The organism is Nocardiopsis nanhaiensis, from assembly GCF_054778635.1.
In genome coordinates this window covers 24006-45802 of record NZ_BAAGZJ010000060.1, presented here as the reverse complement: position 1 = coordinate 45802, position 21797 = coordinate 24006, and the positions used below count along the sequence as shown (strand labels likewise).

17 protein-coding genes and 1 riboswitch are annotated in these 21797 nt (G+C 70.7%); of the genes, 11 read left to right on the top strand and 6 right to left on the bottom strand.

The features are described 5' to 3' along the window. The 5 genes from ACYVD1_RS24325 to ACYVD1_RS24305 all read left to right on the top strand — a co-directional run. Positions 1-192 (top strand): hypothetical protein (locus ACYVD1_RS24325; protein ID WP_460776812.1); only part of this gene is annotated, 192 nt, incomplete at its 5' end. 30 nt (positions 193-222) lie between these two features. Further along, positions 223-1074, top strand: coding sequence for a TrmH family RNA methyltransferase (locus ACYVD1_RS24320; protein ID WP_460776811.1), 852 nt, complete (start codon positions 223-225; stop codon positions 1072-1074). Positions 1075-1216: 142 nt separating this feature from the next. Next, on the top strand, positions 1217-2146 hold the full coding sequence (locus ACYVD1_RS24315; protein ID WP_460776810.1) for a 2-hydroxyacid dehydrogenase: 930 nt from the start codon (positions 1217-1219) through the stop codon (positions 2144-2146). A 62-nt stretch (positions 2147-2208) separates the two neighbouring features. Then, positions 2209-3891, top strand: a complete 1683-nt coding sequence (locus tag ACYVD1_RS24310) for a bifunctional 3'-5' exonuclease/DNA polymerase (RefSeq protein WP_460776809.1) — start codon at positions 2209-2211, stop codon at positions 3889-3891. A gap of 196 nt (positions 3892-4087) precedes the next feature. Beyond that, positions 4088-5311, top strand: coding sequence for a C40 family peptidase (locus ACYVD1_RS24305; RefSeq protein ID WP_460776807.1), 1224 nt, complete (start codon positions 4088-4090; stop codon positions 5309-5311). 417 nt (positions 5312-5728) lie between these two features. Here the strand turns inward: ACYVD1_RS24305 and ACYVD1_RS24300 are convergent, their stop codons facing one another. Together ACYVD1_RS24300 and ACYVD1_RS24295 are read right to left on the bottom strand one after the other, a co-directional pair. Beyond that, positions 5729-7591, bottom strand: coding sequence for a gamma-glutamyltransferase family protein (locus ACYVD1_RS24300; protein ID WP_460776806.1), 1863 nt, complete (start codon positions 7589-7591; stop codon positions 5729-5731). Between the two features lie 608 nt (positions 7592-8199). Continuing rightward, a complete protein-coding gene (locus ACYVD1_RS24295; protein ID WP_460776805.1) occupies positions 8200-9795 on the bottom strand; it encodes a hypothetical protein in 1596 nt (531 codons plus the stop codon). Positions 9796-10043: 248 nt separating this feature from the next. On the opposite strand from ACYVD1_RS24295, the gene ACYVD1_RS24290 reads away from it, so the two are divergent. Next, positions 10044-11027, top strand: coding sequence for a glycerophosphodiester phosphodiesterase (locus tag ACYVD1_RS24290; protein WP_460776804.1), 984 nt, complete (start codon positions 10044-10046; stop codon positions 11025-11027). A 159-nt stretch (positions 11028-11186) separates the two neighbouring features. Then, entirely contained in the window at positions 11187-12527 is a 1341-nt protein-coding gene (locus tag ACYVD1_RS24285) for an alanine racemase (protein ID WP_460776803.1), read from the top strand. Positions 12528-12532: 5 nt separating this feature from the next. On the opposite strand, the gene ACYVD1_RS24280 is transcribed toward ACYVD1_RS24285, so the two are convergent. Next, the gene (locus ACYVD1_RS24280; protein WP_460776801.1) at positions 12533-14119 is read right to left on the bottom strand and encodes a beta-N-acetylhexosaminidase; all 1587 of its coding nucleotides are present in this window, start codon (positions 14117-14119) and stop codon (positions 12533-12535) included. 301 nt (positions 14120-14420) lie between these two features. Between ACYVD1_RS24280 and ACYVD1_RS24275 the strand changes: the two genes are divergently transcribed. Next, on the top strand, positions 14421-14750 hold the full coding sequence (locus ACYVD1_RS24275) for a hypothetical protein (protein WP_460776800.1): 330 nt from the start codon (positions 14421-14423) through the stop codon (positions 14748-14750). A gap of 130 nt (positions 14751-14880) precedes the next feature. Here the strand turns inward: ACYVD1_RS24275 and ACYVD1_RS24270 are convergent, their stop codons facing one another. Then, positions 14881-15831: a LysR family transcriptional regulator gene (locus ACYVD1_RS24270; protein ID WP_460776797.1), complete on the bottom strand. Its 951-nt coding sequence runs from the start codon at positions 15829-15831 to the stop codon at positions 14881-14883. 148 nt (positions 15832-15979) lie between these two features. Between ACYVD1_RS24270 and ACYVD1_RS24265 the strand changes: the two genes are divergently transcribed. After that, complete coding sequence (locus ACYVD1_RS24265) at positions 15980-17305, top strand: pyridoxal phosphate-dependent aminotransferase (RefSeq protein WP_460776796.1); 1326 nt, start codon at positions 15980-15982, stop codon at positions 17303-17305. Positions 17306-17407: 102 nt separating this feature from the next. Here the strand turns inward: ACYVD1_RS24265 and ACYVD1_RS24260 are convergent, their stop codons facing one another. Then, positions 17408-18679: a glycosyltransferase family 4 protein gene (locus tag ACYVD1_RS24260; protein ID WP_460776795.1), complete on the bottom strand. Its 1272-nt coding sequence runs from the start codon at positions 18677-18679 to the stop codon at positions 17408-17410. A 214-nt stretch (positions 18680-18893) separates the two neighbouring features. Between ACYVD1_RS24260 and ACYVD1_RS24255 the strand changes: the two genes are divergently transcribed. Further along, positions 18894-19145, top strand: coding sequence for a DUF6457 domain-containing protein (locus ACYVD1_RS24255; protein WP_460776794.1), 252 nt, complete (start codon positions 18894-18896; stop codon positions 19143-19145). A 205-nt stretch (positions 19146-19350) separates the two neighbouring features. Beyond that, on the top strand, positions 19351-20769 hold the full coding sequence (locus tag ACYVD1_RS24250; RefSeq protein ID WP_460776793.1) for an alanine/glycine:cation symporter family protein: 1419 nt from the start codon (positions 19351-19353) through the stop codon (positions 20767-20769). A 93-nt stretch (positions 20770-20862) separates the two neighbouring features. Here the strand turns inward: ACYVD1_RS24250 and thiD are convergent, their stop codons facing one another. Then, positions 20863-21666, bottom strand: a complete 804-nt coding sequence (gene thiD, locus ACYVD1_RS24245; RefSeq protein ID WP_460776792.1) for a bifunctional hydroxymethylpyrimidine kinase/phosphomethylpyrimidine kinase — start codon at positions 21664-21666, stop codon at positions 20863-20865. Next, a riboswitch (TPP riboswitch) is annotated at positions 21659-21759 on the bottom strand. (Overlaps the previous gene by 8 nt.) Between the last annotated feature and the right edge of the window lie 38 nt (positions 21760-21797).

The following is a 21797-nucleotide window of genomic DNA, read 5'->3' as shown; positions in this document are numbered from 1 at the left end:
CGCCTACGGCGCAGCACCCCCGTTCGTCGCCCGCCACCACCCTCAACGGACGCCTACGGCGCAGCACCCCCGTTCGTCGCCCGCCACCACCCTCAACGGACGCCTACGGCGCAGCACCCCCGCCCGTCGCCCGCCACCACCCTCAACGGACGCCTACGGCGCAGCACCTTCTCGACGGGCAGCATCCACTGAACCTAGTGGTGAGGCGGGATAATCGGGCGCATGGATGCCATCAGGGTCAGTGACCCCGCAGACCCGCGCCTCGCCGACTACACCCGGCTCCGCGACGTCAACCTGCGCCGCCACTTGGAAGCCGAGCACGGACTGTTCATGGCCGAAGGCGACAAGGTGATCCGCAGGGCCGCCACCGCCGGGTTCGTCCCGCGCAGCTTCCTGCTCACCGAACGGCGAGCAGAGGCCCTGGACGACGTGGTCGCCGCCACCGAAGCACCCCTGTACGTGGTCAGTGAAGAGACCGCGCAGCAGCTCGTCGGGTTCGACCTGCACCGGGGCGCGCTCGCCGCCTACCTCCGCAAGCCGCTGCCGGAACCCGACGAGGTCCTGGCCAAGGCCCGCAGCATCGTCGTGTTGGAGGACCTGGTCGACCACACCAACGTCGGCGCGATCTTCCGCAGCGCCGCCGGGCTGGGTGTGGACGCCGTCGTCCTGGCGCCGCGCTGCGCCGACCCTCTCTACCGCAGGTCGGTGAAGGTGTCGATGGGCGCGGTCTTCACCCTCCCCTACACCCGCCTGGACGACTGGTACGGCGGCCTGGACAGCCTGCGCGACGCGGGGTTCGACCTCATGGCACTCACCCCCGGCGAGGGTTCGCTGCCGCTGCGCGAGGCCATGGACCGCCTCGCCCCCGACACCAAGGTGGGGCTGCTGCTCGGCACAGAGGGCGACGGCCTGTCCGCCCGCTGGCTGGAACGGGCCACCTCCCGCGTGCACATCCCGATGGCCGACCGCGACGTCGATTCCCTCAACGTGACCGCCGCCGCAGCCGTCGCCTGCTACGAGCTCTCCCGGTTCGGTGCCGGTACGGGTGCCGAGCCCCGGAGAGGCACGGCCTGAACCCGCACGTCACCCCGTGTGCACGGGTGTGCCGATCGGCCTGAACCGGCACGCCGCCCCGGCCGACCCGCGGGTCACCCGGGCCGCGCCGAGACCGTAGTGTGGCGCATGACACGGACAGAGCAGAAGGAGGACGCACGACATGGGCGGCCGAGCACTGGTGCAGTGGGAGCAGAACAGGGACAACGCGCCCGATTCACTCCACGTCGACCTCTACGCCGGGGGACGGGCGCCGAGCGAGGGACTGGAGGACGTCACCTTCTACCAAGTGCCCTACGCGCCCTCCACCCAGAGCGTGGACGAGCGGTTGGACATCATCGGCCGGATGCCCGCACTCCAAGTGCTCCAGCTGGTCTCGGCCGGGTACGAACAGGTCCTCGGACTCCTCCCGGACCACGTCACCCTGTGCAACGGCCGCGGGCTGCACGACGCCAGCACCGCCGAACACGCACTCGCGCTCATGCTCGCCTCGCAGCGCGACCTGCCCCGGTGGGCAATCGACCAGCGCGACCACCGCTGGGGTTCGGTACCGCAGCGCTCACTGGCCGACTCCCGGGTGATGATCATCGGGTACGGGAGCATCGGCGCGGCCATCGAGCGGCGCCTGCTGCCCTTCGAGACCGAGGTGGTCCGGGTGGCCAGCCGCGCCCGCCCGGAGGAGGACGTACACGGCGTCAACGAACTGCACGTCCTGCTGCCCGACGTGGACATCGTCGTCCTGGTCACCCCGCTCACCGAGGACACCCGGGGCCTGTTCGGCGCGCACGAGCTCGCGCTGCTGCGTGACGACGCCCTCGTGGTGAACATCGGCCGCGGCGCGGTCCTGGACACCCGGGCCCTGCTCGCCCAGAACGGCCGCGTCCGCGCCGCCCTGGACGTCACCGACCCCGAACCGCTGCCCGTCGACCACCCGCTGTGGGAGGCGCCCGGCGTCTACCTCACCCCGCACGTGGCGGGCGGTTCGGCGGCCTTCTACCCGCGCGCCCGCGCCTTCATGGACACCCAGCTCTCCCGCTGGGCCGCCGGGGAGCCGCTGGCCAACGTGGTCCGGCCCGGGAACGCCGGAACCTGATCACGGCTGTTCAGGGGATGGCGGGACGCCCGTTTGTCCCCTCCGCAGGACACACTGGTGGCATGCGGATCGCGGTGGTCGCCGACGGAGACGGCGGGGGGTGGCTCAGGGAACTCGACGGAGATTCCCCCACCGCCCCTGCCCGCGGCGTGGACGACCTCGCCGCGTCGGTACGCGAGGTCGAGCGCTCCCGCGGGGAACCCGTCCGCTGGGTCTGGGCGGCCACCGAGGACATCTACCCCGACCTCGTCCGGGCCGGGGTCCGGGTGGCGCGGTGCCACGACACCGCACTGACCGAGGCGCTCCTGCTCGGGTACGGGGCCCGGCACTCCGAACCCCACTCCCTCGGCGCCGCCTGGGCCAGGCTCCACCACCTGCCGGTCCCCGCCGACCCCGTGCGGCCCCTCGGCGAGGGCACCGCGGCGCAGCCCGCCCTGTTCGAGGCCGACCGCTCCACCCTGCCGCCCGGAACGGACCGGCTCGCCGCCCTGGTGGAGGTCCACACCGACCAGCGCAAACGCATCGCCGAGCTGCCCGAACCGGGCCGGATGGCGCTCCTCGCGGCCGTGGAGTCGGCCGGGGCCCTGGCCGCGGTGGAGATGAGCCACGATGGGCTGCCCTGGCGACCGGACATCCACGACCGGGTCCTCACCGACATCCTCGGTGCGCGACCGCGCGCGGGGGAACGGCCCCCGGTCCTGGCCGACCTGGCGGCGAGGATCGGAGAGGTGGTCGGCCACGAGGTCAACCCGGATTCGCCCGCCCAGGTCCTCAAGGCGATGGCGTGGGTCGGCCACCCGGTGGAGTCCACGCGCTCCTGGGTGCTGGAGGCCGTCGACCATCCGCTGGTGCCGCTCCTGCTGCGCTACAAGGAACTCGCCCGGCTCCACTCCGCCAACGGCTGGGCCTGGCTGGAGACCTGGGTGCGGGAACTGCCCGGGGAGAGCGGCCAGGGGCCGAGGCTGGGCCGGTTCCAGCCCGACTACGTGGTGGGCGGCGTGGTCTCGGGCCGGTGGGCGACCCGTGGCGGCGGCGCCCTCCAAATCCCCAAGTCGGTCCGCAGCGCAGTACGGGCCGACCCCGGCTGGACCCTGGTGCGCGCCGACGCTGGCCAGCTCGAACCCCGCGTGCTCGCCGCCGTGTCGGGCGACAGCGCCCTCGCCGCGGCCGCCGCGGAAGAGGACCTGTACGCCCGGCTGGCCGTCCACGTGGGTGACGACCGCGAGCGCGCCAAGATCGGCCTGCTCGCCGCCATGTACGGCCAGACCTCCGGCGACGCCGCACCCCTGCTGGCCACCATGCGCCGCCTGTATCCCCGCGCGCTGGAACACGTGGACGCCGCGGCCCGAGCAGGGGAGGGCGGCGGCATCGTCCGCTCCTGGCTGGGGCGGACCTCGCCCGCCCCGGAAAGCTGGGCGGACACCGCCGACACTCCGGACGGTGACCGGAGGCGCCGCGCGCACGGCCGGTTCACCCGCAACTTCGTCGTGCAGGGCACCGCGGCGGAATGGGCGCTCGTCCTCCTCGCGGCCCTCCGCCAGGAACTGCCCGCGGTACCCGAGGGCGGCGGCATCGTCTTCTTCGTGCACGACGAAGTGGTCCTTCACGTCCCCGAAGAGCTCGCCGACGAGACCGTGCGCGCGATCGCGCGGGCCGAAAGACGGGCCCGGGAGATCCTTTTCGGTGACACCCCGGTGCGCTTCCCCCTTTCGGTTTCCGTCACCGACTGTTACGCCGAACTGTGAAACCGGGCGTAGCCGCCACAACACCGCGATAGACGGGATAGTGACCGAAAGGTGGACGTCCGGTATCGGACGGCGCGGGCTTCTTGCAAAGTCGTCCAGGTGCGCCCATTCTTGGACCGGAACATGTTCTAACGAAGGCCGTGCGCCGCAGTGGTTACCCCGACCGCCGCGGTCACAGAAAGGGTGATTGTCCCCCGTGCGGAACCGTCTCACCACTTGTGCGGGCACAACGGCCGCCTTCGCGGTCGCCTTCACGGCCTTCGGGGCAGCCCCCGCCCTGGCCGACCCGGTCGTCGAGGACCGCCCGCCCCTGTCCGAACAGCACTCCCCGGAGGGGGCCGCCCCGAGCGGGTCCGAGCCCAGGGCCCTGGCGAACGGCACCGCACCCGGTGCGGCGGCCGGGAACGGCGCCGACGGTGACGACGTCGCCACCCCCGCCGTCGCCGACGCGGACCAACTCAACGAGGACACCTACGTCGCCCCCTTCAAGGAGGCGAGGTCGGTCGAGTACTTCGCCGTGGCGGACGAGGAACTGCCGCGCGAGACCGTCGACGCGGTGCGCGAGATCGCCGGGGTCGAGAACGTCCTGACCGTGGACGCTGCCCGGGTCGAGGTCGACGGAGAGTCCACCTCCCTGCTCGGCGTCAACCCGTCGAGCTTCCGCAACCACGCCCCCGAGCCCTCCGCCGAGTCCGACGACATCTGGCAGGGTGTGGCCGAGGGCCAGATCGCCCTGTCCCAGGACGTGGGCACCGAACGCGAACTGGACGTCGGTGAGGAAGTCACCGTCGCGGGCGGTGACGGCGAAGTGCCCCTGGAGGTGTGGACCCACGCCACCTCCGGCATCGCCGGGATCGACGCCCTCGTGTCCCGCGACCTCTCCCGCGACCTCGGCATGCCCGAGGGCAACGGGCTCGTCGTCTCCGCGCCCGACGCCGACCTGTGGGACCTGCACGACGAGCTCGAGGAGATCCTGGGCGAGGACACCTCGCTCCAGCTCGTCACCGACGCCCCCGAACCGCAGACCAGCGGCGACGCCGTGGACTCCACGGTGATCGAGCAGGTCATCGCCAACGCCGAGACCCAGCTGGGCGTGCCCTATGTCTGGGGCGGTACCACCCCCAACGTCGGTTTCGACTGCTCGGGGCTGCTCCAGTGGGCCTTCAGCGAGGCCGGGGTGTCCATCCCGCGCGTCACACACGACCAGTGGAACGCGGGCGAGCGCATCGAATACGACGACCTCCAGCGCGGCGACCTACTGTTCTGGCGCTCGGACCCGACCGCCCCCGACTACATCTCGCACGTGGCCATCTACCTGGGCGGGGGAGAGATGCTGGAGGCGCCGCGGACCGGACTGGATGTGCGCGTCACCTCGGTGCGGACCGACAACTACGCGGGTGCGGTGCGCGTCAGCACCTGATCGAGCGTCAGTGCCTGAGCAAGCGGCAGCGCTTGGTCCCACAGCAATGAGGATGGGCCGTGGCGTCACCGGGGAGGTGACGACACGGCCCATCTTTCTCCTTGTCCGAAAAACCGCCGGGAGGGGAAGGCAGGCCTCGGTTAGGAGGGGGAACAGGGTCGCCGCTGAGGGAGGGGGAGACAGCGGTGGCCGACCCTGTATCAGTGGTATGGAGTTGTGACAGGGTGTATCCGCCCCCAAGCGGGCGTGTCCCCTCGCACAGGTCTACATAAGCAGCGACCGGACGATTTGGCAAGAGGCCCGGTCAAGTCATGCGGGACACCCCGATGCGCCCTGGCCTCGGTGCCCGAAGCTCCGGGGCCTGTGTGCGCTTCTCTCCCTGTCCGCGTCGCCTCGTTCGCGTTCGCCCCGTGCGGGTCAGCGTCCGGCGGCATACCCCTGGGCTCCGCGCGCGTCCGCGGCGGCACGCAGCTCGCCGCTCTCCGGATCGCGGGCCACCGCGGCCAGGCGGCCGAGCGACCACTCCGGGGAGATCCGGACGCGGTGGCCGCGCCGCTCCAGCTCCCGGATGACCTCCTCGCCCACACTCGCCTCGACGACCAGGTCGCCCGGGATGGTCTCCCGAGGGTGGAAGGAGCTGGGGAAGGCGTTGGTGTGGAACATCGGGGAGTCCAGGGCCGCCTGCAGGTCGTCTACCCCGTTGAGGATCCGCAGCAGCGCCGTCGTCGTCCACTGGTCCTGCTGGTCGCCGCCGGGTGTGCCGATCGCCAGGACCGCCTGGCCGTCCTCCCGGGTCACGAGGGTGGGGGAGAGGGTGGTCCGGGGGCGCCGGCGCGGGGCGAGGGCGTTCGGGGACGCGGGGTCGAGCCAGAACATCTGGGCGCGGGTGCCCAGCGGGAAGCCGAGTTCGGGTATGACGGGCGAGCTGCTGAGCCAGCCGCCGCTGGGGGTGGCCGACACCATGTTGCCTTCGGCGTCCACCACGTCCACGTGGCAGGTGTCGCCGCGCCGGTCCGCGGGATTGCCGCCGGAGGCGCCTGAGACACCTGAGGGGTTCTGGACGGTGGGTTCTCCGGTGGTGCGGTCGCCGGGGACGTCGCCGGGCACGTACAGCGGCGGCGTGAAGGGGGCGAGACCGCTGGGGGAGCCGGGGCGCTGGTCCATGGAGGCCCTGGCGTCGTCGACCAGGCGGGCACGGTCGGCGGCGTAGCCGGAGCTGAGGAGCTCCTTGAGCGGGACGTCGGTGAAGTCGGGGTCGCCGTACCAGGCCTCGCGGTCGGCGAAGGCGAGTTTGCCGGCTTCGGTGAGCCGGTGCACGAAGTCCGCGCTCACCCGGTCGTCGGCTCCGGAGCGCAGATCGCCGCCGAGGCCGAGCGCCTCGGCCATCCGCAGCTTCTGGAGCATGACGGGGCCCTGCCCCCAGGGGCCGGTCTTGTGGACGGTGTGGGCGCCGTAGGCGACGCTGGCGGGGGTCTCGTAGGCGGCGCTCCAGTCGGCCATGTCCTGGGCGGTGAGGAGGGCCTGCTGCGGTTCGCCCTGGCCGCTGGGGACGGGGGAGGCGAGGAAGGCCCCGACCGCCTCGGCGACGAAGCCCTGGGACCAGGATCGGCGGGCCGCCTCGATCTGGGCCTCGCGGTCGCTGCCCGCGGCCTCGGCCTCGGAGACGATGCGGCGGTAGGTGGCGGCGAGGGCGGGATTGCGCAGCCGCGATCCGGCGGCGGGCGCGGTGCCGTGCGGGAGGTAGAGGGCGGCCGAACCGGTCCAGTGCTGGGAGAAGACCGGGCTGAGGGAGTCGATGGCGGCGGCGATCCGGTCCAGGACCGGGTAGCCGCGCTCGGCGAGGCCGATGGCGTGGTCGAGGACCTCGCGGACGGTCATGGTGCCGTGGTCGCGCAGCAGCAGCATCCAGGCGTCGAAGGAGCCGGGCACGGTCGCGGCGAGGACCCCGCTGCCGGGGATGCGGTCCATGCCGTCGAAGGCGCCGATGGTCGCGGAGGCGGGGGAGACCCCTTGGCCGCAGAGGACCCGCGGGTCCTGGGCGCCGTCCCGCCCCTTGGCCTGGAAGACGATGGGGACCTCACCGCCGGGGCCGTTGAGGTGGGGTTCGACGACCTGGAGGGTGAAGCCCGCGGCGACGGCCGCGTCGAAGGCGTTGCCGCCGCGCTCCAGCAGGGACATGCCGGTCGCGCTGGCCAGCCAGTGGGTGGAGGCGACCATTCCGAAGTCGCCGCGGAGCTGGGGTCGTGTGGTGAAGCCGGGGAAGCCGGGGTAACCGGGCATGGGCTCTGGTCCTCCTGCGGGTGGGGGCTGGCGGGGTCGCCACCGGTCCGGGGGTGTATCGCCGAGGTGTGGGGGCCGTGTACCGAGTGTCCTGACGAGGCATGGGAGGGCGCCACGCCAGGGTCCGCACGGGTGACGTGCCAAGGCGCGGACAGGTGCCGGCGGCCGCTGCCGGTGGGCACCGGCCGGACGAGGGTGACGGTACAGCATGGGTTGGATCGGTGAGGTAGGCGATAGGGGTTTCAGGACCTTGGCCGCCGGTTCGGTACCCGAGGCGGTACGGGTCCGGGCGGGCCTGAGCACCCGAGGCGGTGCGCTGCGGCGGAGTTGTCCACAGAAGAGAACCCGGGGCTGGTGCGTGTGCACCAACCCCGGGTTGACTGGTTGTACCGGGGGCCCTCAGGACTCGCCCGCCCCGTGCTGCCCGGAACCCGCTTGCCCGGACCCGGCCCCAGTTCCGGCACCGGACCCAGTTTCACCAGCCCCGGCTCCGGCACCTCCGGCCCCAACACGGGTCTTGGCCCCGGTCCCGGCCGAATTTCCGTGCGGGGAGCGCGCTTCAGGGCCTGGCCCCGGCAACCAACCGCAAGGAGCAACCGGAAGATCGTCTACTGGGTCTCGGCCGGGAGGCTCCACGGCAGGGACTCCCACAGCTCTTCCCATTCTTCGGCGTCCACCGGGTCCTCGATCTCGACTGTGGCGTCCTCGGGCACGTCGGCCGCGCCGATCGCCTGCTGGGCCTCGTCCATCGAGTTGGCGACGGTCTCGTTGGCTTCCTGGACCAGCTCACCGATCAGGTGGGCGACCTCGGCGAGCACGTCCTCGACCTCGCTGCGCTCCAGCCCGAGACTCCGGGCGCAGTCGTTGGTGGCGGCGACCTTGTCGTTCTCGTTGCCGTAGTACCAAACGGTGGCCAGCAGGCGGTCGCGGTCGCTGTCGCCCAGGCCGTCCCGGTCCAGTGCCCTCTCGACGAACTTCGCGCTGGTCGGCGTCATCTGCTCGTGGTTCAGGTCGGTCTGCCCGGAACCGAAGTCGACGAAGTGCTCGGTCAGGCAGGTCTTGACCTCGCGGGAGGAGAGACCGTCGGGCAGGTCGGCCTCGACCGGCGGCTCGACCTCCTCGGGAGCGTCCTCAGCCGGTGTCTCCTCCTCGGGGGCGTCCTCCACGGGAGCCTCGTCGGTCGGTGTCTCCTCCTCCGGAGCGTCCTCGGCCGGAGCGCCGTCACCGGGGGCCTCTTCGTCGACGCCCTCGCTGTCGACGACGTCCTCGTCCACCACGTCCTCGTCCGGAGCCTCGTCGGTGGCCTCCTCATCGACGGGAGCCTCGTCCACGGGCGTTTCCTCGACCAGGTCGGCGGGGTCCTCCACGCTGCCCTCGTCAGCCCCCTCATCAACGCCTTCGTCCTCGGTACCGTCCTCGACCGCGTCGGCGCCGTCCTCTTCGGTAGCCGGGTCGTCCGTCTCCTCAGCGTCTTCGGAGCCTTCGGTTACTTCGGAGCCCTCAGCCTCGTCGCCCTCGGCTTCCTCCTCACCCTCCGGGCCGTCAGCCTCCGCGCCTTCGGAGTCCGCTTCGGCCTCGTCGGTGCCCTCGGCCTCCCCGGCCCCGTCTGTCTCCTCGGCTTCGGCTTCCTCGGCTTCAGGGTCCTCGTCAGCCGAGACCTCCGCGGAGACGGACTCGGCCATCTTCAGCAGCTCACTGTCCTCCCAACGATCCGGTTGGAGGTGGGTGGCTACCGCTACGCCCGGTCTCTCCAGCCAGAAGAGATCGCCGGTCTCCGCGGACAGGTAGGCCCCGTCCTCGAAGGCCTCGTTGTCTTCGAGCTCCTCCAGCGATCCGTCCGCCAGGTGGCTGTAGCGCCCCGCGCGCAGATCGTCGAGGTCTTGGAGGCTGTCCGAGCGCAGCACCGCGATGCGCCCGTAGAGCTGGTCGGGACCCTGCACCCACGAAATCTGGGACTGGCTGTTGCCCTGACGATCTGTCGTGGACGAGGCGTTGACTCCGTAGTTCTCCAGGCCGGGCGGCAGGTAGGTCAGCTCGTAGCCGTCGAGGCTGTAGGTGCTCACGCCCTGCCTGACCACCGGCCAGTCGAAAGCCTCTGTGTCCTTGTCGTCCGCGGCCGCGGGCCCGGCGAGACCGGTCAGTCCCGACGTGGAGATCGCGGCCGCGCCGAAGAGCGCGACCCACCTCGTGTGGTGCTTGCGCATGAGAGTTCCTTCCCATCGACTACTCATAGTGATGATTCCAGGGCACTCAGTAATTATCGAGGGGATCAGCGGTCAAATATCGGACATGAAGTAATCAAATACTTACATAGGGTGAGATTTAGCTAGGTTGACTCACGACTCCGCGGGCCGCGAGCGAGTGGATTCCCTACGAAGGGTCACGGGTCCATCACCAGCCGAACTCACCCTGAGGTGGCAGTCGACCAGGCCACGCGTACTCGGGAGGCACTGTGCATTACCGCATCGGATTCGTCGTCGGAGCCGCAACACTCTCGTTCACCGTCGTCCCGAGCCCCGCGCTCGCGTCGCCGGGCTCGTCGGCAGCGGCGCCCGGGCAGGTAGCAGCCCCGGCCCAGCAGCCGTTGTCCCAGCAGTCGTCGCAGCAGCAACCATCCGAGCGACCCCTGATCGCCGTCGCCCACCGAGGGGCCTCCGGCTACGCCCCGGAGAACACCCTCGCCGCCATCGATGAGGCCCACCGGCTCGGCGCGGAGACCGTGGAAGTTGATGTCCAGCTCACCGAGGACGAAGAGCTCGTCCTGATGCACGACACCACCCTCGACCGCACCACCGACGCCGCCGAGGTCTTCCCCGACCGGGAGTCCTACGACGTCGGCGACTTCACCCTGGCGGAGATCCGCCAGCTCGACGCCGGTTCCTTCTTCGGTGACGAGTACGCCGATGAGCCCGTCCCGCTCCTCGGGGAGGCCCTGGACCGCCTCGAGGCACACGACCAGAACCTGCTCCTCGAGGTCAAGGAGCCGGAACTCTACCCGGGCATCGAACACCAGATCGCCGTCGAGGTCGCCCGCCGCCCGCACTGGCTGGTTCCCAACCCGCCGGACGAACCCCGCAGACTCGTCGTCCAGAGCTTCGACTGGGAATCCACGGAGGTCTCCAAGGGTCTGCTGCCCTCAGTGCCGCACGCACTGCTCGGCCGTGTCCCCGAGGAGCAGATCGCCGATTTCGACTGGGTACACATGATCAACCCGAACCACACCACCATCGACGCCGACTACGTCAGCGAGGTCCACGACGCGGGGCTGGAGATCATGCCGTACACGATCAACGACCCCGCGGTGATGCAGGACGTCCTCGACACGGGGGTGGACGGCTTCATCACCGACTTCCCCGACGTCGGCCAGGAGGCCATCGAGGAGTTCCTCGGCGACGCGGATCCGGCGCTCGCCCGGGACCAGTCCACTCAGGAGTAAGCGGCCCAGAATTAAGCAGACCGGTCCCCGGTGGGGTGAATTCGCGAAGGCCCAATGGGATGATCAGTCCCGAATCGACCCGAACCCCGCCCGCTGGCGGACGGGCCACCCACACGGGGCCCACCCGCGACCGGGTCCGGCCAGGAAGCGGAGACACACGTGAGTGACCGGCTGCCCATTCCCCGGGAATACGTCGACTGGCGCACGAAGGGCCTGTGGTGGCCGGGGGAGCCCGTCACCCTCGACGAGTTCGCCGCCCGCAAGGACCACCTGTTCACCGGCCCGTTCACCTGGCCCCTGATGGTCCTGCGGGCCTCCGCCCTGGACCGCAACATCGCCGCCCTGGCCGACTTCACCGAACGGCACCGGCTGCTGTTCGCACCGCACGGCAAGACCGCCATGTCGCCGGTGCTCACACAGCGCCAGCTCGACGCGGGCGCCTGGGGGATCACGGCGGCCACCGCCAACCAGGTTCTGGACTTCCGCCGGTTCGGGGTGGGTCGGATCCTGCTCGCCAACGAGCTCCTCGACCCGAAGGTCCTGCGCTGGGTGGCGGCCGAGCAGAACGCCGACCCCGAATTCGAGTTCCTGTTCTACGTGGACTCCCCGGAGGGCGTGGCCGTCGCCGCCGGGGCCGCACAGGAAGCCCAAGCCCAGTCCGTGAGGGCGGCCGAAGCGGGGGAGAGCGGTCCGGGGCGCCCGCTGCGGGTGATGGTGGAACGCGGCACCCCCGGTGGTCGTACCGGCTGCCGGACGCGGGAGCGGCTCCTCGCGGTGGCGCGCGAAATCGTGCGGGCGCCCGGCCTGGAACTGGCGGGTGTCGCCGGGTACGAAGGCTCGCTGAGCGACGGGGAAGGGGTCCGGGGCTTCCTGGACGACCTCCTCGGCGACGCCGCCGCGCTCAAGGCCGAATTCACCGCTGAGCCGGGCTTGGCGCGCCCCGTGCTGTCCGTGGGCGGCAGCGCCTGGTTCGACCTCGTCGCGGAAGTGCTGGGCGGCCGTGAGGACGTACTGCCGATCCTGCGCAGCGGGGCCTACGTCGCCCACGACGACGGCCTGTACAAGCGGACGACGCCGTTCAACCGGATGCCGGCCGACCGGTCGGCGGCGGGCGGGGAGCGGCAGGGCAGCGGTGTGCCCGGGAACCAGGACGGGCTGGTCGGCGCACTGGAGCTGTGGGCGCAGGTGACCTCCACCCCGGAGGAGGGGCTGGCGATCGCCGGGATGGGCCGCCGCGAGGCCAACTACGACCAGGGGTTCCCGATCCCCCGGACGGTGCGCCGGGGCGACGGGGACACGGTCCCGGCGACGGGGGTCGAGGTCACCAACCTCAACGACCACCACGCCTACCTGCGTGTCCCAGAGGGGCTGGGTGTACGCCCCGGCGACCTGCTCTCCTTCGGGATCTCGCACCCGTGCACGGCCTTCGACCGCTGGCAGGTGATCCCGGTCGTGGACGACGGGGACCGCGTGGTCGAGGCGATCGCGACCTACTTCTAGCGGTCTCAGTACCCCCAACCCCCTACACCGGGGCGGGTGTGCCAGGGGCGGGGGCCGTCCAGGGGGCGGTACTCCACTCCCGCGGCGTCGAGGCGGTCCAGGTGCGTGCGCAGGCGGGGTTCGAACTCCCCGAAGTCGCGGTCCCCCGCCGTCCACGCCTTCTCGGCGAAGGCGGTCAGCCGGGGGAAGGCCATGTAGTCCAGCTTCCGCTGGGTGTCGATATGCTCGCTCCACAGGTTGACCTGGGCGCCCAGGACGTGTTGCCGCTCCTCCTCGGTGAGGCCGGCGGGGACCGGCTCGCCCTCGTAGACGTCCTCCACGCGGAGCAGGGAGCCCACCGGGACGGGTTCGTCCGGGCTCTCGGACTGCTTGTAGTCCAGGTACGAGGTGGCGGTGGGGCTCATGACCACGTCGTGGCCGGCCCGCGCGGCGGCGATACCGCCATCCTCGCCGCGCCAGGACATGACGGTGGCCCCAGCGGCCAGACCCCCCTCCAGGATTTCATCCCAGCCCACGAGGCGGCGGCCGCGCTTGGTGAGGTGGTCGTCCAGTTGGCGGATGAACCAGCTCTGGAGCTCGTCCTCGTCGGCCAGCCCCTCGTCCTTGATGCGCTGCTGGGCTGAGGCACTTTTCTTCCACTGGGTCTTGGGGCACTCGTCGCCGCCGACGTGGATGTAGGTGCTGGGGAACAGCTCCATGAGCTCGTCGAAGACGTTCTTGTAGAACTCGAGGACGTTGTCGGTGACCGAGAGGACCTCGTCGAAGATGCCCCACTGGGTGCCGACCGGGATCCGGCCGCACTCGCCGAGTTCGGGGTAGGCATGGATGGCCGCCTGGGAGTGGCCGGGCACGTCGATCTCGGGGACGACGGCGACGTGGCGCGCGTCGGCGTAGGCGACGATCTCGCGGATGTCGTCCTGCGTGAGGAACCCGCCGTGCGGGCGGTTGTCGAACACCGGCGGCTTGGTGACGCCGAGCTGGCTCTCGGTGCGCCAGGAGGCGTCCTCGGTGAGTTTGGGGTAGCGCCGGATCTCGACCCGCCAGCCCTGGTCGTCGGTCAGGTGCAGGTGCAGCACGTTGAGCTTGTGCAGCGCCAGCAGGTCGATGAACCGCAGGATCTCGCGCTTGGGCTGGAAGTGCCGGGCGATGTCGAGCATGGCCCCGCGCCAGCGGAACCGCGGGGCGTCGGTGACGCGGACGGTGGGAAGCCGCCACGCGGCGCCGCCGAGGGGTGCGTCGCGGTAGGCGTCGGGGGGTAGCAGCTGGCGCAGGGTCTGGGCGCCGTAGAACACGCCGGCCGGGTCGTTGCCGACGATGATGGCGCCCTCGCCGTCGACGATCAGGCGGTAGCCCTCGCGTCCCAGGCCGGCACTGGGGTCGACGCTCAGCCGGATCTGGGCGTTCTCCTCGTCGCCGGTGGCGAGCGGGAAACCGGTGGCCGTGCCGAGTTCGCGCTGAAGCCAGACGCGTGTGCCCTGAGCGGCGCGGTCGGAGGAGACACGGGTGGCGGGGGTGAGGGTGAGGCCGTCCGATCCGTCGGCTTCCACCTCTTGGGGGCGGGGGACCAACGAGGGCTGGGAGGTATCAGGCACGGGTCACTGCTCCTATCCGGTCTAGACCAATGTTGGACATACTGTCACGCCCGGACGAAGAGGGACAGACCGGTCGTCTATCGGTCTCTTCGGGCCTCCGGTTCAGGAATGCCCGATACCCGGTAGAGATCCGTGGGGTGCTTGGGACTCCATGGAGAGGGGGAGGCCCCGCGTGGGCGGGCGGGGCCGAAACGGGGCCGGGTTGCAGTCGCGGATGCCTAAAAAGTCCGTTTTAGCCACTTTCCGTATTCTTTGCGTGGCGATCAGTGATCTTGGGCGTCTTCGGGAAATACCAGGGGTTGTGTGGTTCGAAGGGATCAGCGGACAAGCCGGCCTCGGCCGGATCACCCGGGGCGGAAACGCCTCTGAGGGCCTCACGGATCGGTTGGTCAGCGCCGAACGTGAGGCGGGGTTCCATGAGCGTGACATGTCGTCGTTCGAACGCGAACGCATCGACTTGGAGCACCGGGTGAACCGGATGGAAGCCGAGCTCGAGTCCCTGCGCAGAAGAAGACTGGAAGCCTACTCACGCTGGTGGAACGCCCGTGACGACCGGGATCGGGCCCGCCACGTCTGTCGCAAGCTCCGCCGCAAGATCGACCGAGTACGCCGACGACGGAACGACATATGACCGGAGCTGCTCTCAAGCGCCGGCCCCGGAGGAACGTGGTCCGCCCCGTAGGGGTGGGCCACGTTCTTGTTCCGGGCCGGGGCCGCGCCCTCCATGGGGCCTGGACGGCCTCTCCGAGGGCTTTGGGCTGCTATCTGGGTCCCTGGATGCGGGAGGTGACGGATCTCAGCTCCTCCTCCACACTGCGGGCGGCGTCGCGCAACGCCGCCAGGGTCACCTGGACTGCGGGGCGCCGCAGGGTGGCTGGGCGCAGGACCGCGTAGACGTGCCGTTCCGGCGAGGCCGGCAGCTGCCGGTACACCAGGCCCGCGGGGGCGCCCACCATGGCCAGCGCGGGAACCGCCGCGATCCCGATCCCCCTGGACACCAGGCTCAGGATCGTCCCCAGCCCCTCGAACTCCCACGCTGCCGCGGGTAGCCCGCCCACCTCCGCGAAGAGTCTCTCGATGCCGTAGCGCGAACGCTCGCCCTCCGGTGCCACGATCCAGGACTCGCCCAGGAGCTGGTCCAGGGCCAGCGGCGCCTCCGGGTCTGCCAACCGGTGGTCCTCGGGAACCGCCAGGACCATCGGGTCCCGCAGAAGGTGCACGTGGCGAAGGGTGCTCTCCGGCCCCCGGCCCGGGTGCTGGCCGCTCCAGTCGTCGACCAGCGCGATGTCGACCTCGCGTGAACGCACTTTCTGCGTTCCGGTCGCCAGCAACGTCTGTCGCAGCACCAGTTGCATGCCCTCGTGGCGCCGCAGGGGAGGGGCCAGCAGCGGCGCGAACGCCACGGCGGCAGTCGGGAAGGCTGTGACGGTCACCACGCCGAGCGCGATGTCGGACTGCTCCGCGAGCACCGACTCCGTCGCCTCGACCAGGGCCAGGATCTCCTCTGCCTGATTTACCAGGAGTTGGCCGGCGTCGGTCAGTTCGGCGCCTCTCGGGGACCGGTCGAGGAGCGCGACCCCCGTCTCCTGTTCGAGTCTGGCGAGTTGCTGGGACACCGCGGAAGGCGTGTAACCCAGGGCGTTCGCGGTGGCGGCGATGGTGCCGCGGGTGCTGAACTCACGGAGGAGTTGGAGGCGGTGCAAGTCGAGCATAAGGACATCTTATGCTCACCATCGAAAAGACTCGCTTGTGCTGATGACGCATCGCGGGCAGGGTTGTAGATGAAAGGCCGCCATCTGGACAGAGGACCAGATCAGAAGGCGTCCAAGCGCCGTACGACAAGCCGGAGATGAGTCATCCATGGCCGTCACTGTGTCCGCCACTCTCGCCGTCAACGAAGCCCTCAACGACAAGCGCCGCCAGGGGGTGCGCGTGCTGCCGCTCGGCTTCGGTGAGGCAGGTCTGCCGGTGCACCCGGTCATGCGGGACCAGCTATCCGCCGGCAACGGCGCCAACGCCTACGGCCCGGTCGCCGGTTCGAAGTCCCTCCGCGAGGAGGTCGCCGGCTACTGGGGACGCCGCGGTCTACCCACCGACCCCGACATGGTCATCGCGGGTCCCGGCAGCAAGCCCCTCCTTTACAGCCTTCTCCTCGAGATCGGCGGCGACACCGCCATCGCGGCACCCAGCTGGGTCAGCTACGCCGCACAGAGCCGCCTGGTGGGCCAGCGGCCCATCATGGTGCCCACCGCCACCGGTCAGGGCGGCGTGCCCCAGCCGGACCTGCTGCACGCCGCAGTCAGCGATGCCCGCGAGCAGGGCCGCACCGTCAACGCCGTGGTCGTCACCGTCCCGGACAACCCGACCGGCACCGTCGCGGACGCCGAGACAGTCCGCCGCCTGGCCGAGGTCGCCCGCGAACTCGACCTGACCATCATCTCCGACGAGATCTACCGCGACCTCGTCCACGTCGACGCCGCGGGGCAGGACCGCGCCGTCGTCCACAGCCCCGCCGAGTACGCACCCGAGCGCACCGTCATCTCCACCGGCCTGAGCAAGAACCTGGCCCTGGGCGGCTGGCGGCTCGGGGTCCTGCGCCTCCCGGACTCCGAGATCGGCCACCGTCTGCGCGGCGGTCTGCTCGGCGTGGCCAGCGAGATCTGGTCCAGCCCGGCGGCCCCCGTCCAGGAGGCCGCGGCACACGCCTTCGCCGAGCCGCTCGAGCTGGTCGACCACATCGACCGCAGCCGTCGCCTGCACGGCACCGTGGCCCGCGCCGTAGCCGACGTCTTCACCCGGGCCGGAGCCACGGTCGCCGACCCGCGTGCGGCCTTCTACCTCTACCCGGACTTCGAGCCGGTGCGGGAGCGGTTGGCCGCGCGGCACGGAGTGACCACCGGACCCGAGTTGACCGGCCTCCTCCTGGAGCGCTTCGGTATGGGCGTCCTGCCCGCGGTCGAGTTCGGTGAGAGCTCCCACGCCCTGCGCATGCGCGTGGCCACCAGCCTCCTCTACGGGGAGGGCGAGGACCGCCGCTACGCGGCGCTGTCCGCCCGGGACCCCCTGGCCCTTCCTTGGATCCGCGCCCACCTGGACCGGCTCACCGAGGTACTCGGAGCCCTGTTGTCCGAGGCGCCCAGCAAGGTCGTCTCCGGCCCCAAGGCGGTCGTGCAGCCGGTGCACTGACACCGGTGGCCGGACCGGCCCCACAACCGTGCCCGCCGCGCAAAGGGGGCGAGGCGGGCACAGTCAACGGGACCCTCCCTATCTCTCCCAGGGAGGGTCCCGTTATGCGTGTGCCGTACCCGCTCCAGGGATCGCGTCGGCCCCAGCGCCCGTGTCCGCTCCGGAGTCCGTGCCCGCCCCAGAGTTCGCTCCAGCGCGCGTGCCCGCCCCGGAGCGCGCGTTCGAGGCCAGCTCACGGCTGGGCGTGATGACCGCCCGGTAGTGCTCCACCAGCTCCGCGTTGACCGACTCCCACGTCCGGTGCGCCACCGAAGGCCGGGCCCCGGCCGCCATCCGTGCCCGCACCCCGCGGTTGTGCGCCAACCGCCCCACGGCCACTCGCAGCTCCCGGACCGAGTCCGGCGCGTACAGGAGCCCGTTGCGCTCCGGAGCCACCAGGTCCACGGGCCCGCCCGCGGCGGGCGCCACCACCGGAACCCCTGAGGCCAGAGCCTCCTGGACCGTCTGGCAGAAGGTCTCGTCCGCCCCCGTGTGCACGAACACGTCCAGGGCCGCGTACAGCCGCGACAGGTCCGCGCCGGTGCGCTGTCCGGTGAAGACGGCGCCCGGCAGGAGCCGCCTCAGCCGGGCGCGTTCGGGTCCGTCCCCGACCACCACCAGCCGCAGACCCGGGATCCTGGCCAGGTGCGCCAGCAGATCCACCCGCTTCTCCCGGGACAACCGGCCCACGTATCCCACCAGCGCCTCCCCGTTAGGGGCCAGCCGACGGCGCAGCTCCTCGGAGCGGTGCTCGGGGGAGAAGCGTGCCGTGTCCACCCCGCGCCGCCAGAGGTCGATCCGGGGGAAGCCCCGGTCCGACAGGGCGGCCAAGGTGGCGGAGGAGGGCGCCAGGGTGCGGTCCACCGCGGCGTGGGTCCGGCGCAGCAGCGTCCAGAGGGCCTCGGATCCGGGCATGCGGTAGCGCTCGGCGAATCCGGGGAGGTCGGTCTGGAACACCGCCAGGGTCGGCAGGGCCCACCTGCGGGCGACGTCCACAGCCGCCGCGCCGAACAGTGCCGGGGAGGCCAGGTGGAGGACGTCGGGCGCGAAGGCGCGCAGGGCCGCCGTCATCGCCCGGCGGTAGGGCAGGCCGACCGGGAAGTCCCGGTAGACGGGCAGGGGGAGGGCGGGCATCCGCAGGACGGGGAAGCCCGCGTACGAGGTGGGACCGCGGCCGGGGGCCAGCAGCACGGCTTCGTGGCCTTCGGCCGCGAGGTGCTCGGCGACCCGGCACACGGAGTTGGTGACCCCGTTGACCTGTGGAAGGAAGGACTCGGTCACGATCGCCACGCGCAGGGGTGGTCGCCGGTCGCGGGACGGGGGTGCGGGGGACATACGGGGAGCTCCCAACGCCGTGGTCTTGCCGTCTACGACGCTAGGCGTGCCGGGTGAACACGGCCCGGGGCGCACGGGAACCGCGGCCGAAGTCGGAACGTGGGAGTGTCGAGTAGATGGTGACGGTGTCTGTACGGTCAACTGACCACCGTGTGACCCACTGGTGGCTACCATCGCCAAAAATAGTTCTATGATTACGATAAGGAGTCATGCGGTGACGCTCGTGGAATGGGCAGAACTGGTGCGAACCGAGCTCGACCTCGCTGAAACCGACCCCCTCCAGAAGGGGGACGTCGACCGCATACTCGACTTGGCCCGTGATGCCGCTCACTCTGTGGCGCGCCCGGCCGCGCCGCTCACGACCTACCTGCTCGGGGTGGCTGTGGGGCAGGGCGCGGACCCGGAAACAGCGGCTGCGGTGCTCAGCCGGCTCTCGTTGGCACAGGTCGAGGAAGAGGGGGACTGAGCCAGCCCCGGCCAGGCCGGGCAGGCCGCCAGCACGCCGCAACACGCATGTGGATTCCACGTGATTCGTTCGTTACGCGCTGGTGCCATTCTTTGCCGATATCGCGCGGCGCTCACCAGTGCCAACACGATTCCGAGGGTGCTGGTTCCCCCGTTTGTCCTCCGGCTCCCCCGACCCCACACACTCACCGAAAGGGAGATCCCCCGTGGACCAACTCCTTGAGATGGCGGCGATCGTCAGCGACATCCTGTGGGGGCCCTACGTCCTCATTCCGTTGTTGTTCATTGTCGGTCTCTACCTCACCATTCGTCTGCGTCTGCTCCAGCTGCTCAGGCTGCCGCACGCGCTCTGGTTGGCACTGATCCGCAGGAAGGAGGACCCGTCGGTCCAGGGCGACATCTCGCACTACCAAGCGCTGAGCACCGCTCTGGCGGCCACAGTCGGTGTCGGCAACATCGCCGGTGCCGCCCTCGCCATCGGGGTCGGCGGACCGGGTGCGCTCTTCTGGATGTGGGTCGTCGGATTCCTCGGCATGGCAACCAAGTACGGTGAAGCCCTCCTGGGGGTGAAGTTCCGTCGGACTGACGCCAAGGGCGAGCAGAGCGGCGGACCGATGTACTACCTCAAGAACGGTCTGCCCGGTGGCTTCGGCACCACACTCGGTATCGCCTTCGCGGTGTTCGGCGCCATCGCCGCCTTCGGTATCGGCAACGGAACCCAGGCCAACACCGTCACCCAACAGGTCACGAGCCTCGTCGAGATCGAGCCGTGGATGGTCGGTCTGATCCTGATGGCGCTCGCCGGCGCTGTCATCCTCGGCGGCATCAAGAGCATCGGCCGAGTCGCCTCGGCGCTCGTCCCGATCATGATCATCGCCTACGTCGGCATCTGCCTCATCGTGCTGGCCGCCAACTGGGCCTCGCTCCTGCCCGCCCTCCAGCTCGTCGTGACCAGCGCCTTCGACCTCACCGCGCCGGCGGGCGGCGTCGCCGGAGCGGGCTTCCTGCTCGCCATCCAGCAGGGCTTCGCCCGCGGTATCTTCTCCAACGAGTCCGGCCTGGGCACCGGGGGTATCGCCGCCGCTGCCGCAAAGACCAAGCAGCCGGTCCGTCAGGCCATGGTCTCGATGACCCAGACCTTCATCGACACCATCATCGTGGTCACCATGACCTGCCTGGTCATCATCACCACCGGAGTCTGGGACGTCGAGGACCCGGAGGACGGGTCGCTGCTGACCAGCCAGGCGCTGTCGGAGGGGCTCGGCACGATCAGTCCGGCGCTCGCGGTGGGCGGTGTCTACGTCGTCGCTGCCGCGGTCACGGTCTTCGCGTTCACCACCCTGCTCGGATGGGCCTACTACGGAGAACGGTGCGTGGAGTTCCTGGGCGGTCGCGTCATGGTGTTCCCCTACCGCCTGGTGTTCATCGCGGTCATCTTCGTCGGCTCCGTCGCCGCCCTCGACGACGTGTGGTTGTTCAGCGACATCGCCAACGCCCTCATGGCGCTGCCGAACCTCATCGGGCTGCTCCTCCTGTCCCCGTTGATCGTGTCGGAGACCAGGAAGTTCTTCGACCACCCGGACTGGCGGAACCCCGATGCCGTCATGGAGGACGTCCGCGGGTAACCCGGACCGAGGGACGCATGACGAGGGGGCCGACCGTGGTCGGCCCCCTTCCTATGCTCAGGTGCCGGCTACCACCAGAGGTGGCTGTGCCGGCTACCACCAGAGGTGGAAATGGTGCACGGGGCCCTGGCCGCCGCCGGCGTCGACTTCCTCGGCCCGGCGCAGGGCCTCGGTCAGGTAGGCCTTGGCGTCGGCGACCGCTGCCCGTGTGTCCGGGGACTGCGGGATCAGGGCGGCGATCGAGGAGGACAGGGTGCAGCCGGTGCCGTGGGTGTTGCGGGTGTCCACACGGGCGGCGCGGAACTCCACCGGCTCAGACACCCCGTCGACCAGCAGGTCCACGCTCTCCGCGCCCGGCAGGTGACCGCCCTTGAGCAGGACTCGGCGCGGGCCCAGTTCGAGCAGGCGCTCGGCCTGGTCGCGCATCTGCTTCAGGCTGGAGGCCTCGGCTTCGCCAAGCAGATCGGCGGCCTCGGGCAGGTTCGGGGTGATCAGGTCGGCGCGCGGCAGCAGCTCGGTGCGCAGCGCTTCGGTCGCGGAACTCTCCAGTAGCCGGTCACCGCTCTTGGCCACCATCACCGGGTCCACGACCACGTTGGGCAGCCGGTAGCGGTCCACCGCGGCCGCGACCGCCTCGGTGACTTCCGAGGTACCCAGCATGCCCACCTTGACCGCGTGCACGGTCGCGTCGGTGAACAGGGTGTCCATCTGGTCGGTGACGAAGGACGCGGGGACACCGTGCACCCCGGTGACCCCGCGCGTGGACTGGGCGGTCAAGGCCGTCACCACGCTCATCCCGAAGACCCCGTGGGCGGAGAAGGACTTCAGGTCCGCCTGGATGCCGGCACCCCCGCTGGGGTCGCTTCCGGCGATGGACACGGCATTGAAAGCGCTCATGATCTGGCGTTCCTTCGCTAGTGCGAACTAGGGCAGGTTCGACGGGTGTGCTCTCAGCCGGGAGAACTCTCTCCGGCACCCCGCGCCGCCGGGACCCCGAGGCCCCGGCATCCGTATGCGTCTGTGGCGGT